The sequence below is a fragment of the Streptomyces sp. NPDC043176 genome (assembly GCF_056436715.1).
This window is the reverse complement of the sequence record NZ_JBWKCA010000004.1, coordinates 398,043-411,086: the sequence shown is the minus strand read 5'-3', so window position 1 is coordinate 411,086 and position 13,044 is coordinate 398,043. Positions and strand designations below refer to the sequence as shown.

At 71.0% G+C, this 13,044-nt stretch carries 12 protein-coding genes; 2 read left to right on the top strand and 10 right to left on the bottom strand.

The genetic code is table 11. The features are described from left to right. Positions 1-32: 32 nt before the first annotated feature. From galE to AC067A_RS09025, 4 genes are all read right to left on the bottom strand, one after another. A complete protein-coding gene (galE, locus tag AC067A_RS09040) occupies positions 33-1,055 on the bottom strand; it encodes a UDP-glucose 4-epimerase GalE (protein WP_478616590.1) in 1,023 nt (340 codons plus the stop codon). 34 nt (positions 1,056-1,089) lie between these two features. Further along, entirely contained in the window at positions 1,090-2,979 is a 1,890-nt protein-coding gene (locus AC067A_RS09035) for a glycosyltransferase family 2 protein (RefSeq protein ID WP_478616587.1), read from the bottom strand. A 105-nt stretch (positions 2,980-3,084) separates the two neighbouring features. After that, positions 3,085-4,179, bottom strand: a complete 1,095-nt coding sequence (locus AC067A_RS09030) for a UDP-glucuronic acid decarboxylase family protein (protein WP_478616584.1) — start codon at positions 4,177-4,179, stop codon at positions 3,085-3,087. Positions 4,180-4,871: 692 nt separating this feature from the next. Beyond that, positions 4,872-6,416 (bottom strand): MFS transporter, encoded by a 1,545-nt coding sequence (locus AC067A_RS09025; protein WP_478616581.1) that lies wholly within the window; start codon positions 6,414-6,416, stop codon positions 4,872-4,874. Between the two features lie 197 nt (positions 6,417-6,613). Here AC067A_RS09025 and AC067A_RS09020 point away from each other — a divergent pair, with 197 nt between their 5' ends. Both AC067A_RS09020 and AC067A_RS09015 read left to right on the top strand, forming a co-directional pair. Then, positions 6,614-7,678, top strand: coding sequence for a right-handed parallel beta-helix repeat-containing protein (locus AC067A_RS09020; RefSeq protein ID WP_478616578.1), 1,065 nt, complete (start codon positions 6,614-6,616; stop codon positions 7,676-7,678). Positions 7,679-7,732: 54 nt separating this feature from the next. Further along, positions 7,733-8,761, top strand: a complete 1,029-nt coding sequence (locus AC067A_RS09015) for a methyltransferase (protein ID WP_478616575.1) — start codon at positions 7,733-7,735, stop codon at positions 8,759-8,761. 91 nt (positions 8,762-8,852) lie between these two features. Here the strand turns inward: AC067A_RS09015 and AC067A_RS09010 are convergent, their stop codons facing one another. From AC067A_RS09010 to AC067A_RS08985, 6 genes are read right to left on the bottom strand one after another with little or no spacing between them, the layout of a single operon-like run. Continuing rightward, complete coding sequence (locus AC067A_RS09010) at positions 8,853-9,185, bottom strand: TcmI family type II polyketide cyclase (protein ID WP_478616572.1); 333 nt, start codon at positions 9,183-9,185, stop codon at positions 8,853-8,855. Positions 9,186-9,241: 56 nt separating this feature from the next. Further along, a complete protein-coding gene (locus AC067A_RS09005) occupies positions 9,242-9,721 on the bottom strand; it encodes an SRPBCC family protein (protein ID WP_478616569.1) in 480 nt (159 codons plus the stop codon). Position 9,722: 1 nt separating this feature from the next. Next, a complete protein-coding gene (locus tag AC067A_RS09000; protein WP_478616566.1) occupies positions 9,723-9,983 on the bottom strand; it encodes a phosphopantetheine-binding protein in 261 nt (86 codons plus the stop codon). 24 nt (positions 9,984-10,007) lie between these two features. Beyond that, positions 10,008-11,255: a ketosynthase chain-length factor gene (locus AC067A_RS08995; RefSeq protein ID WP_478616563.1), complete on the bottom strand. Its 1,248-nt coding sequence runs from the start codon at positions 11,253-11,255 to the stop codon at positions 10,008-10,010. Continuing rightward, positions 11,252-12,520, bottom strand: a complete 1,269-nt coding sequence (locus tag AC067A_RS08990) for a beta-ketoacyl-[acyl-carrier-protein] synthase family protein (protein ID WP_478616560.1) — start codon at positions 12,518-12,520, stop codon at positions 11,252-11,254. The genes AC067A_RS08995 and AC067A_RS08990 overlap by 4 nt, the downstream gene beginning before the upstream one ends. Further along, positions 12,517-12,981 (bottom strand): cupin domain-containing protein, encoded by a 465-nt coding sequence (locus AC067A_RS08985; protein WP_478616557.1) that lies wholly within the window; start codon positions 12,979-12,981, stop codon positions 12,517-12,519. Before AC067A_RS08985 ends, AC067A_RS08990 begins: the two co-directional genes overlap by 4 nt. Positions 12,982-13,044: the final 63 nt, after the last annotated feature.

The following is a 13,044-nucleotide window of genomic DNA, read 5'->3' as shown; positions in this document are numbered from 1 at the left end:
GTCTGAACGCGGAGGTGGGATGTACGCGACGGTCAGGGCGCGTAGCCGTACGGGTTCTGCTGCTGGAAGGCCCACGCGTCACGGCACATGGCGGCCACGTCGCGCCGGGCGGTCCAGTTCCAGGCCGAGGCGACCTTCGTGGGGTCGGCGACGAGTTCGGCGACGTCGCCGGCGCGGCGCCCGGTGACACGGTGCGGGATCGGCCGCCCGGACACCTCCTCGAAGGTGCGAACGAGCTCCAGGACGGACACGCCGCGCCCGGTGCCGAGGTTGAAGACCCGCATGCCCGGCTCGTCGTCGATGTGGTCCAGGGCGGTGCGGTGCCCTTCGGCGACGTCCACGACGTGGACGTAGTCGCGGATGCCGGTCCCGTCGGGAGTGGGGAAGTCGTTGCCGAAGACGCTGAGTTCGTCGCGGCGGCCCACGGCGATCTGGGCGAGGAACGGCATGATGTTGTTCGGCACGCCGCTCGGGTCCTCGCCGAGGAGTCCGGTGGGGTGGGCACCGGCCGGGTTGAAGTACCGCAGGGCCAGAACCCGGAGCTCGGGCACGTGCCGGCAGACGTCCGCGAGGATCTGCTCGCAGGTCCACTTGGTGGTGGCGTACGGGTTGGTCGGTGCCTTCGGCGACTCCTCGGTCAGCGGGACGGTCGTGGCGTCGCCGTAGATCGAGCAGGAGGACGAGAACACCAGCCGGTGCACGCCGTGGTCGTGCATGGCGGAGACCAGGGCCGTCGTGCCGCCGACATTGATGTCGTAGTACGCGAGCGGGATGCGCACCGACTCGCCGACGGCCTTCTTCGCGGCGAAGTGGATCACGGCGTCGATCGGGTGGCTCGTGAAGACGGTGTCGAGGGCCCGCCGGTCGCGCACGTCCGCGACGTGGGCTGCCGCGAGGGGGCGTCCCGCGATCTTCCCGACCCGTTCGAGGACCTCGGGGGAGCTGTTGGAGTGGTCGTCGAGCACGACGACCTCGTGGCCGGCGCGGAGGAGCTCGACGCAGGTGTGGCTACCGATGAAACCGGCACCGCCGGTGACCAGGACGGTCTGGGGCACGGGAACCTCGTTTCTCGATCGGTCGCAGGGACCGTCACCAGGTGTAGAAGCCGGTGAGGTAGGTGGGGAAGACGCCGACGGCGAGCGCCAGCGGGATCAGGGCGAGCAGTCCGGCGGCGAGCGGGACGGCGGCGGTGCGGAAGGCCCGGTGCCGCGGGACGCCGGCGGCGCGCGCCGTCTCCCCGATGTGCAGGGAGCAGACCGCGAGGGTCACCGCCGCGTACGAGAGGGCGCCCAGGATGCAGAGGAACACGTAGCCGAAGGCGGGACCGGTGAACTGACCGACGACGGCGGCGCAGGACAGGAACAGCGTGATCACCAGGTACGGCGCCACGGCGCGCAGCGGCAGCGGTTCGAGGCCTTCCCGCTTCTTCGGCGTGACCTTGAAGGTGACCGGGCGCGGCCGCAGTTTCTGCATGAGCGCCGCCCCCACGCCCCAGGCCACGTACGGCCAGCGGGCCAGGCCGAAGAGCCACATCTCCCAGCTGATCACGGGCGAGTCCTTCGGGCGCAGCAGACCCACCCTGCGGCACAGCAGCGTGAGCAGGATCAGCCAGACGGACATGGTCCAGAAGCGGGCCAGGAACTCGAAGTAGTTGACGTGGATCCAGGAAACGCCGGTGACCGCCGCGATCGGCGGCAGCATGATGCCGATCACCGTGGTCAGGGCGAGCAGCGGGTAGTACAGCAGCGCGTAGGAGAAGCGGAGCCGCAGCTTTCCGGGCATCCGGCTCAGGTGACGCGGCAGCATCCCGAAGAACATCACCGCCAGGCTTCGCGACCACTGGAACTCCTGGGTGACCATCGCGCCGAAGGTGATCGGGCCGTCCCCGTGGGCCTCGGCGTCGATCGCGAACGCGCCCTGCCATCCGGCCGAATTGAGCAGGAACGACGTCGAGAAGTCCTCGGCCAGCTCGGGACCGAGGCCACCGATGTCCCGCAGCGCCTCGGTGCGCACGGCGTAGTGGGAGCCGATGCACAGCGGAGCGAGTCCGGCGGAGTGGCCGAGCTGTACGGGGCCGTGGAAGACCGCCTCCCGCTGCAGGCGGCCGCGCGCCGCCCATGACTGGTCGGCGTTGGCGTCGCAGACGCTCGGGGCGGCGACGTAGCCGATGGCCGGGTCGGCGAAGGGCCGGACGACCTCGACGAGGTAGCGCGGGTGCGGCACGTGGTCGCAGTCGAGCTGGGCGACGACGTCGTAGCGCTCGTAGCCCCAATGGTCGTAGAAGAAGGCGAGGTTGCCCTCCTTGCACCGGGTCCGCCGCGGCCAGGCGGCCCTGTGGTAGTCCGCGCGGCCACGGCGGCAGGAGACGCCGACACCGTGAGCCAGGCACCAGTCGGTGATCTCCTCGGTGGGATCCTCGTCGCACAGCCACACGTCGTAGGCGTACGGGTAGTCCTGGCCGAGCATCGCCTCCAGGGTCGTCCGGGCGATGTCCCAGTGCTCGGACGGGGCGCGGGTCACCACGAACGCGGTCCGCAGCCGCGGCACCTCGACGGCCGGGTCGAAGCGCCGCATCCGGATCAGCGCGACGAGGAAGTGCACGGGCAGAAAGGCCAGGTAGAGCAGCAGGGCGCTGTTGACCACCAGGCCGGTCCAGCCGATGCGGTGGGACGGCTCGAACCACCACACCCAGAACCACACCAGGCAGGCCGCCCAGCCGAGGGACAGCACGGCGACCAGGAAACGGTGGGAGCGCGAGAACGCCCGGACGAAGCTGGACGGGCGGGCGGTGAGCCCGCGCCCCGGGCGCGCGAGGACGGGGCCGTCCGGGCCGATGGAGGCCACGGCGCCGTTCGACAGGGCGTGGATCTCCGCGCCCAGCGCCTCCCACTCCGCCGGTGAGCCGGGAGCCGGTGAGAGGAGCGGGGGTTCCTGGGCGGTGCCGGTCCCGTGGACGGGACCTTGCTCCAACGACGTCATGGCAGCGGGTTCTCCAGGCGGTGCGAGGGGGAGGGCCCGGGGAAGGAGGCCCGACGGACTCGGGGCCGCGGCGGGACCGGCGGGAGGCCCGCCGCGGCGCGTGGATCAGCCACTCGCGACGGCGGCCCCCGGCGCGGAGGACGCCACGCCGGGCGCGGCGCCCGCCGGACCGGGGATCGACTGTGGCGTGAGGGGCGTCGACGTCGCCGCCGCCAGCGGGACCGTCTCGTCCTGGCCGCCGCGGATCACCGCGGCCGAGGCGGCGAGGCGATCCGCGTGGGCGTCGAAGTACGCGACGGTGCGACGCAGGCCCTCGGTGATGTCGACCTCCGGCTCCCAGCCCAGTGCCTCGCGGGCGCGGGTGATGACCGGGCGGCGCCGGACCGGGTCGTCGACCGGCAGCGGGTGGTGCTTCACCTCGGAGGACGAGCCGGTCATCTCCAGGACCATGCCGGCGAGTTCGGACACGGTGCGCTCGACCGGGTTCCCGAGGTTGAAGGGGCCCATTTCGGAGGAGTCGAGGAGCGCGACCAGTCCTCGGACCAGGTCGTCGACGTAGCAGAAGCTGCGGCTCTGCCCGCCGTCGCCGTAGATGGTGAGCGGTTCGCCGGTCAGAGCCTGGGTGATGAAGCTGGACACCACACGACCGTCGTGGGGGCGCATGCGGGGCCCGTAGGTGTTGAAGATCCGGGCGATGCCGACGTCGACTCCGTGCGTGCGGTGGTACGCGGCGGAGAGCGCCTCGGCGAATCGTTTCGCTTCGTCGTAGACGCTGCGCGGACCGATGGAGTTGACGTTGCCCCAGTACGTCTCCTCCTGCGGGTGGACCAGTGGATCGCCGTAGATCTCGCTCGTCGACGCGAGGATGAAGCGCGCGCCGTGACGCTGGGCCAGGCGCAGGGCGTTCTCGGTGCCGCGGCTCCCGACCGCGAGCGTCTCCAGCGGATGGCGCAGATAGTCGGGCGGGGAGGCCGGGGACGCCAGATGGGCGACGGCGTCGACGTGGCCGGCGACCTCCACGGACACGCTCACGTCGGCGTACTGGAACTCGAAGGCCGGGTGGTTCAGGAAAGGGGCGATGTTCTCGGGATCGCCCGTCGAGAAATTGTCGAGGCACACCACGGAGTCGCCGCGCCGCAGAAGCGCTTCGCACAGGTGTGATCCAAGGAAACCACCGCCACCGGTCACGGCAACGCGCATGTGTTTCTCCAGGAGTGAGAAGCGGAATGACTTCGGGATCCGCTCGCACGGATAACCGGACGAGCAATGCCGGAATGACCTGACGGTCCGAAAAGCGGAGCCATCCCGGAAGATGCACGACGAGAGTATGGGTATACGTAGTCATTTTTGCGGAGGCAATTCCGGCGCTGGGCTGATCGGAGGGCACCTTGCGGGAGGAAGCGCGGTCCCGCCGCCAGGTTCTTGGTTGTGCCGCATGCCGAACGGCGTAATCAGACGGTGTCACCCGCACGTGTCCATGTCGGTGTGCGAGGCTGAATCGGACGCGGCCCTCGTGCCCGCCGGCTCGACGGCTTCCTCTTGCTCTTCGAGATCGGCGTTCGAGAGTGAGATCACCTGCGCGCCCGAAAAGGCCGGAGGGCCGCCATGGGCAGTGGCGGCCCTCCGGTACGGGGATGTCGGAAACACAGGTTCCCGCGATGACGCACGCCCGGGCGGTATCAGCGCCTTCGTGATCGCGAGGGGACAAAGGCGCCCGACGGACAGAAGCCCGGTTCCGGCGCTTCCTTCCGAGTCCCCGGAAGAAGCCGGGATTCTTCGGCGATGACACCACCGGAAGGTTCTTCGTCCGCTGGTGGTACGACAGGCGGGCCCTTTCAGACCGGCGGAAAGGCAGTCGGCGCCATGAGGTCCCACGCCATGGGCGCCCGGCGCTACCGGGCGGCGTCCGCTCGCGTCTCCTGTCCGCCCGGGATCGCGCCCGCTTCCGGTTGCCGCCCGGCGTCGGCCGTGGGGGCGCGTACCGTCGCGAAGACGATCAGCGAGGCCGCCGCCCCCAGGGCCGCCGCCACGACCAGCACCGCGTTCAGGCCGGACGTGAACGCCTCGCGCACCAGGTGCGTCATCTCGGCGCGTTCGTCCTCCGGCCAGCCGGCAACGAACGCCCGGGCGTGTCCGCCGCTCAGGACGACGGCCGCCTCGTGCGGGTCGGGAATGCCGCCGTCGGCCTTCAGCACACCCTCGATCCGCGACTGGAAGATCACGCCGAACACGGCGATCCCCAAGGCGAAACCCAGCTGACGGAAGGTGTTGACCGCACCGCCCACCATGCCTCCGCGCTCCGGCGGCACGGTGGCCAGGGCAGCCGCCGACAGACTGGGCGTCACGAGCCCGACGCCCAGACCGGCGACGACGAGCCCCGCCACGAGGCTGCCGCCCGACGATCCCGCGTCGAGGGTGGCCTGCATCCCGGAGCCCAGGGCGATGAGTGCCAGCCCCCCTCCGATGGTCGCCCGTGGCGGCCAGGGGCCGAAGCGGCCCGCGAGCACGGACGCGAGGAACGCGGAGGCGCACATGGGCAGGATGTACAGACCTGCTTCGACGGGCTCGTACCCCAGGACGGACTGCAACCACAGGGACTCGTACAACAGGGAGGCGAACGCGGCTCCCTGCAGGAACAGGGTGCTGATCATGATGCCGGCGAACGACGGCCTGCGGAACAGGGACAGGTCGAGCACGGGGTGCTCGTGCCTCGTCTCGGCCACGACGAACACGGCGAGGGCGACGGCCGCCGTGGTGAACAGGCCGAGGGCGAGGGGCGCCGTCCAGCCGTCGGAATGGGCGCGGATCAGCCCGAACGTGAGGGCGCCGCTCACCACCGTGAAGGCGACGGTGCCGAGGACGTCCGCACGCTGCCGGCCCTGCCCCTTGGCCTCCCGCACGGACCGCAGGGTCATCACGACCGCGGCCAGACAGACCGGCAGGTTGACGAAGAAGATCCACCGCCAGTCCAGGTACTGGGTGAGGAGTCCGCCGACCACCGGGCCGGCCGCCGCGGCGACCGAGTTGGTGGCGCCCCACACGGCGAAGGCCACGACCCGCTCCCGGCCGCTGTAGTGCATGCCGAGCAGGGCGATCGTCGTACCGAACATCCCGGCGGCGCCCACTCCTTGTACCGCCCGGGCGCCGATCAGCACACCGGCGTCCGGGGCCGCCGCGCACACCACCGACGCCGCGGTGAAGACGATCAGCCCGAGGAGGTACACCTTCCTGCGGCCGATCCGGTCGGCACGGGACCCGACGCCGAGCAACAGCGACGCCAGCGCCAGGGCGTACGCGTCGACGACCCATTCCAGGTCGGAGAGCGTGGTGCCGAGGTCCGCCGCCATGGCGGGCAGCGCCACGGTCACGATCGTGACGTCCAGCAGGAGCATCAACGTACCCAGACAGATCGCGGCCAAGGGCCACCACTTGCGCATCCGAACCCCTTCGCTGCCCAATACACCGAAATACACCGAAGAGGTGCCCCCGGCGGCCCCCCATGATCCACGGAAGAGCGGAGCCTCCCCCCGGGACCCGCGCGCCACGCCCAAGCGTGAACCGCAGGGAGGTATGCCTAGGCCCGGCTGGACGATCAGCGGTGGCAGGCCGGAACACGCACTCATAGCTTCGGCACATGACCAAACGACAGATCGCCCTCCTGGCAAGCACCGTGGCTCTGGTGGCCTCCGGGCTGGGCGCGGCCCCCCTGAGGGCCGAGAGCCGGACAGCGCACCTGGTGAAGCCCGGCGATTCGATCCAGAAGGCCGTGGACGCCGCGAAGCCGGGGGACACCATCGTCCTGTCACCGGGCACCTACCGCGAGAGCGTCCGCATCACCACCTCGGGCCTGACGCTGCTCGGCTCGGGCCTCGCTTCCACCGTCCTCGTGCCCGGCGACGCCACCGCCGGCGACGCGTGCTCCAAGGCCGGTCACGGCATCTGCGTGACCGGGACGGAGAGCCGCCCCGTCCAGGGCGTCACCGTGCGCTCGCTCACGCTCAGGGGCTTCACCGGGAACGGCCTGTGGGCCTCCCGGACCGACCGGCTCACGGTCCGCAAGGTGCTCGCCGAGAAGAACGGGAAGTGGGGCATCGCCCAGGAGAGATCCACGCGTGGTGTCCTCAGCCACAACATCGCCCGGAACAACGCCGACGCCGGACTGTTCCTGGCCAACACCACCGACACGGAGGCCGGCGCCACGGACGCCCAGGGGACGCGGATCACCCGCAACAGCCTGTCCGGCAACCGGATCGGCCTCACGGTGCGGCGCCTGCGGAACGTGACCGTCGACCACAACGAGGCGACCGGGAACTGCGCCGCCGTGTTCGTGGTGGGCGACGAGTCCACGCCGCGCGCGGGGGCGATGACCCTGCGCCGGAACGACATCCACGCCAACAACAAGTACTGCCCGAAGACCCCCCGACTGCCCTTCCTGCAGGGCTCGGGCATCGTCCTCACCGGCGCCGAGGAGACGGTGGTGGAGAAGAACCGGGTCGTCGGCAACGTGGGCGCCTCGCCGCTCTCGGGCGGCATCGTGCTGTTCAAGAGCTTCGTGGGCGTCCTGAACGAGCAGAACGCCATCCGCGACAACGTGGTGATGCGCAACAGCCCCGCCGATCTGGCCGACCGGGACACCGGCAAGGGCAACACCTTCACCCGCAACACCTGCACGCTCTCGGAACCCGCCGGAATGTGCTGACCACCGGACTCCCCGACACCACCGACGGCACGACAGCAAGGACAAGGCGAACAGATGACAACGGTTGACCCGGCTCCCGCCCCGCCGATGCGGCTGAGGGAACTCGTCTTCGGGGCGGCGTGCGCCGCCGCCGTACGCGCGGCCGCCCGCCTGGGCGTGGCCGACGCCCTGGGCGACACGCCCATGACCGTGGAGGACCTGGCGGCGGCGGTGAAGACCCAGCCGCGGACACTGCGCAGACTGCTGCGTGCGCTGTCCTGCCAAGGGGTCTTCACCGAGCAGCCCGACGGCACCTTCGCCCACACGGAGATGTCCCGGCTGCTGCGCGAGGACGATCCGCACAGCCTGCGGTACATCGCACTGTGGTGCACCGAACCGTGGACGTGGGACGTCTGGCCGAAGCTCGACGAGGCGGTGCGCTCCGGACGGAACGTCTTCGAGGACGTGTACGAGCGGGAGTTCTTCACGTACCTCAACGAGGACGCGCCCGAGTCCGCCCACGTCTTCAACCGGGCCATGACCACGTCGAGCAGGCAGTCGGCACAGGACGTCGCGGACCTCCTCGACCTCGGGGACGTGTCCTGCGTCGCGGACATCGGCGGCGGACAGGGACACGTCCTGGCGAGTCTGCTGGAGAAGCACCCGTCCCTGAACGGAGCGCTGCTCGACCTGCCGGGAGTGGTGGAGAACGCCGACCCGCGCCTGCGGGACGGCGGCGCGCTCAGTCCCCGGGTCCGGGTGTTCGCCGGCGACTGCCGCGAGGACATCCCGATCCAGGCGGACGTGTACATCATCAAGAACATCCTGGAGTGGGACGACGACAGCACCCGCAGGGCGCTCGCCAACGTCCGCAAGGCGGCGCGCCCCGGCGCCCGGGTCGTCGTGATCGAGAACCTCGTCGACGACACGCCCTCGATGAGGTTCACGACCGCCATGGACCTGCTGCTGCTCCTCAACGTCGGAGGTGCGAAGCACACCCGGCAGAGCATGGTCGACCGGCTGACCGACGCGGGACTCGTCATCGGCGAGATCCGCCCGGTCAACGCCTACCTCCACGCGTTCGAGTGCACCGTGCCCGCCTGACGGGGACGGGGGAGACGAACCCGAGGCCGCCCGCTCCGCGTCGTTCGCGGGGCGGGCGGCCTCGGGTTTCCCTGCCGTGTACCTCGGCGGATCAGGAACCGGCGTCGCGCTCCCAGTGGTAGAAGCACTGCGCCATGGCGTCCTTGGGGCTCCGCCAGGTCTGCGGGTCGTACGCGCTGACGTACGCCGACAGCTTCTCGCTGGCGTCACGGAACTCGGGGTGTCCGGTCAGCTTCGCGATGGCCGGCGCCGGATCCTGCTCCGACTCGATGAGGTGCAGGTACACGTCGCCGAACTGGAACAGGCGGCGCCGGGTGACGCCGACCAGGTGCGGGAGTTCCCCGCGGTCCGAGGCGGCGAACACGTCGGCGATCGCCGGAGCCGAACCGGGCGCCATGCGGGCGACGATCAGAGCGTGGTGCATCGAGCGTCCTTCCAGGTGGGACGAGCGGGTGTACGGGTCTCCGCGGCGGGGTTCGGTCAGCCGGGCAGGACCGGGGCGCTCCGGCGGTCGCGGGCGACCTGCTCGATGCGGTCCCGGATGAGGGCCATCTGCGTGCGGGAGTTGCGGTTGATGTTGTCGGTCATCCAGGCGTCGTCGACCGGGGCGTCGGGCTTCATCGCGAAGTCCTGCACCCAGCGCATGTGGACGCCGGCCGGGGTCTCCTCGTACTCCCACCGGATGTCCATGTGGTCGAACGGGCCGGTCTCGACGCGGCGGGCGCGGACGGTCCGGCCGCGACGGTCGACGGTGCGCTCCGACACCCAGCTCCAGACCTTCCCGGACTCGTCCGGGTGCATGGTCAGACGGAAGGTGGTGGTGTCGCCCTCACGGGAGAGGACTTCCAGGGAGGCGTACTCGCTGAAGAGATCGGGCCAGTTCTCGATGTCGTTGGTGATCTCCCAGACGAGGTCGAGCGGCGCGTCGATGGTGATGCTGTTGTCGGTGTGACCGGACACGTCAGACTCCCGTCTTGAGGGCGCTGTTGACCAGGCCGAGGAACTCGGCGGGCGTCTTGCAGCGCTCGGCGTCGGTCGGCAGCGCCACGCCGTACCGGTTCTCCAGCTCGCCGACGATCCCGAGCAGGCCGAGCGAGTCGAGCCCGAGGGCGGTGAACGGGACGTCCGGTTCCTTCTCCAGCTCCCGGGCGTCGACGGTGACCCCGGCAGCCTGCTTCATCAGCGTGGCGAGTTCGTCGAAGGTCAGTGCGGTGGTGATCATCTCTGTTCTCCTTCCCGCCCGGTCCTACCGGGCGGAGTCGTCGCCGCGGCGCACGACCAGCGCCGCGTTGGATCCCATGAGTCCCCGGCTGAGGACGAGGGCGGTGCGCAGCTCGGCGGGGCGAGCGCGGGACGTCACCAGATCGAGGTCGTGGCAGATGTCGAACACGTTGGGCGTGGGCGGGACCACGCCGTGCTCCATCGCGAGGACCGCGGCGGCGGTGTCCAGGACGGGCGCGCCGCAGTAGGCGCGGCCGATGCCCGTCTTGGGCGCCGTGACGGGGACGCGGGTGCCGTGCGCCCCGAGGGCGTCGGCGATCGCCAGCGCCTCCGCGCGGTCCGCCTCCAGGACGCCCAGGGCGTCGGCGAAGACGACGTCGACCTCCTCGGGCGCGCATCCGGCCTCGTCGAGGGCGACGCGGATGGCGCGGGCAAGTCCCTCCCGGGACTCCTCCCACCGGGAGGCGCCGGTGAACGTGGCGCCGTGGCCGGCGACGACGGCCCGGACGGCCGCCCCCCGGTCGAGGGCGCGGCGCTCGTCCTCCACGACGAGCATCGCGCCCCCCTCCGCGGGGACGAAGCCGCAGGCGGCCGAGGTGAAGGGCCGGTAGGCGCGGTCCGGGTCCTCGACGGTGCTGAGCTCGGGGTATCCGAGCTGGCAGACCATCGAGTACGGGGCGAGGGGCGCCTCCGCCGCTCCGACGACCACGGCGCCGGTCCCGCGTCGCACGGCCCGGGCCGCGTGGGCGAGGCCGTCCAGGCCGCCCGCCTCGTCGCCGGCCACCACACCGCACGGGCCCTTGAACCCGCCGCGGATGGAGATCTGGCCGGTGCTCGCGGCGTAGAACCAGGCGATGGACTGGTACGGGCCGACGAACTTGGACCCCTGGGACCAGAGCTTCTGGAGCTCCCGCTGCCCGAACTCGCCGCCGCCGGAGCCGGCCGCGGTGACGACGCCGATGGAGAAGGGCTCCTCCGGGCCGTCGTGGACGAGGCCGGCGTCGTCGAGCGCGAGCTGGGCCGCGGCCATCGTGTAGTGGCTGAAGCGGTCGGTCTGGACGAGGAAGGGCTCCTCGATCAGGTCGGAGGGCTCGAAGCCGCGGACCTCGCCGGCGACCTTGAGCGGCAGGTTCCCGCACCCCTCACGGCTGATCCTGTCCAGGACGCCCAGTCCTTCCCGGACGGACTTCCAGTACGCGTCGGTGCGCAGACCGTTGGGGGCGATCACGCCGATCCCGGTGACGACCGCGCGCCGTGGGCGCTCGCTGCTCATCGTGTCCTCCCGCCCGTTCCCGTCAGGAGCACCGCGGACTGGAAGCCGCCGAATCCGCTGCCGACGGAGAGCACGTTCCTGAGCTTCCGGGGGCGGGCGGTGCGCGGCACGTAGTCCAGGTCGCACTCGGGGTCGGGGGTCTCGTAGTTCGCCGTCGGGGGTACCACCTGGTGCTTCAGTGCGAGCACGCAGGCGGCCACCTCGATCGCGCCGATTGCGCCCAGCGAGTGCCCCACCATGGATTTGATGGAGCTCATGGGTGTGTCGTAGGCGTGCGCGCCCAGTGACCGCTTCACGGCGGCGGTCTCGTGCCGGTCGTTCTGCCGGGTGCCCGAGCCGTGCGCGTTGACGTAGTCGATCAGCGTGGGGTCGAGCCGGGCCTGGTCGAGCGTGGAGTCGATCGCCCGGGACATCTCCAGCCCCTCGCCGGTCAGACCGGTCATGTGGTACGCGTTGCCGAAGGTGGCGTAGCCGCCGATCTCGCAGTAGATGTGCGCACCTCGTGCCCTGGCGTGCTCGTACTCCTCCAGGACGAGGACGGCCGCGCCTTCTCCCATGACGAAACCGTTGCGGTTGTTGTCGAAGGGCCGGGAGGCGTGCTCCGGGTCGTCGTTGTCGGGCGACGTGGCCTTGATGGCGTCGAAGCAGGCCATGGTGATGGGGGAGATGGGGGAGTCCGACGCACCTGCGATGCAGACGTCCGCCCGGCCCTCCGCGATGGTGTGGAAGGCGTAGCCCACGGCGTCGAGGCCGGAGGTGCAGCCGGTGGAGACCGTCTGCACCGGGCCGCGGGCGCCGAACTGCTCGGCCACGACGGAGGAGAGCGTGCTCGGTGAGAACGCCATGTGCAGCTTGGGGCCGGCCGCGCGGTGGTCCACGTCCCACCGCCGTCCGCCCTCGCTGACCAGGACGTAGTCGCGTTCGAGTCGGGTGGTGCCGCCGACGGCGCTGCCCAGGGAGACGGCCACGCGCCAGGGGTCCTCGACGTCGGTGTCGAGTCCGGAGTCGCGGACGGCTTCCCCGGCGGCGACGACGGCGAACTGGATGTACCGGTCGGCGTGGCGGCTCACGTCCGGATCCAGTCCGTGGTCCGCCGGGTCGAAGTCGCACTCTGCGGCTATGCGCGAGCGCAGCCCGACCGGGTCGAACAGGGTGATGCCACGGGTCGCGGTACGGCCGGCTGCGAGCAGGTCCCAGAACGCCTTCGCCCCTGTGCCGCCTGGAGCGACCACACCGATGCCGGTGACGGCCACTCGCCGGGTCACTCGATGGCCCCGCTTCGCTCGGACGCCCGTCCCGGGTCGTGCACGGTCAGGTGCGGGCCCGCCGCGGCGAGCTCGGACTCGTCGGTGATCTCCGTGTCGACGTGGCCGAGGCTCGGCCGGGGGGCGAGCGGGCCCAGGTGGAAGACCATGCGCGCCTCCACATCGCCCACGTTGCGGAACCGGTGCCGAACGTCGATCGGGATCAGGAGGCCCTGATCGGACCGGAGCGCGTACGTGTCGCCATCCAGGTCCACCTCCAGCGAGCCCGCGACCACGTACACGAACTCCTCCGAGTACGGGTGGTAGTGCTCGCCGATGCGCTCGCCGGGCTGGACGATGGCCAGACCCATGAAGCCGCTGGTGGAACCCACGGTGGCCGGCGTGAGCATGGCCCGCAGGTCACCTCCCCGCCTGCGGTTGGGTTCCGTCTCGCTCAGGGTCACGATGCGTGGCTTGAGCATGGTTGATACCTCCAGATGTGACAGTGACGTGCTGGGGAGCGACCGCGGTGCGAGCCGCGGCCG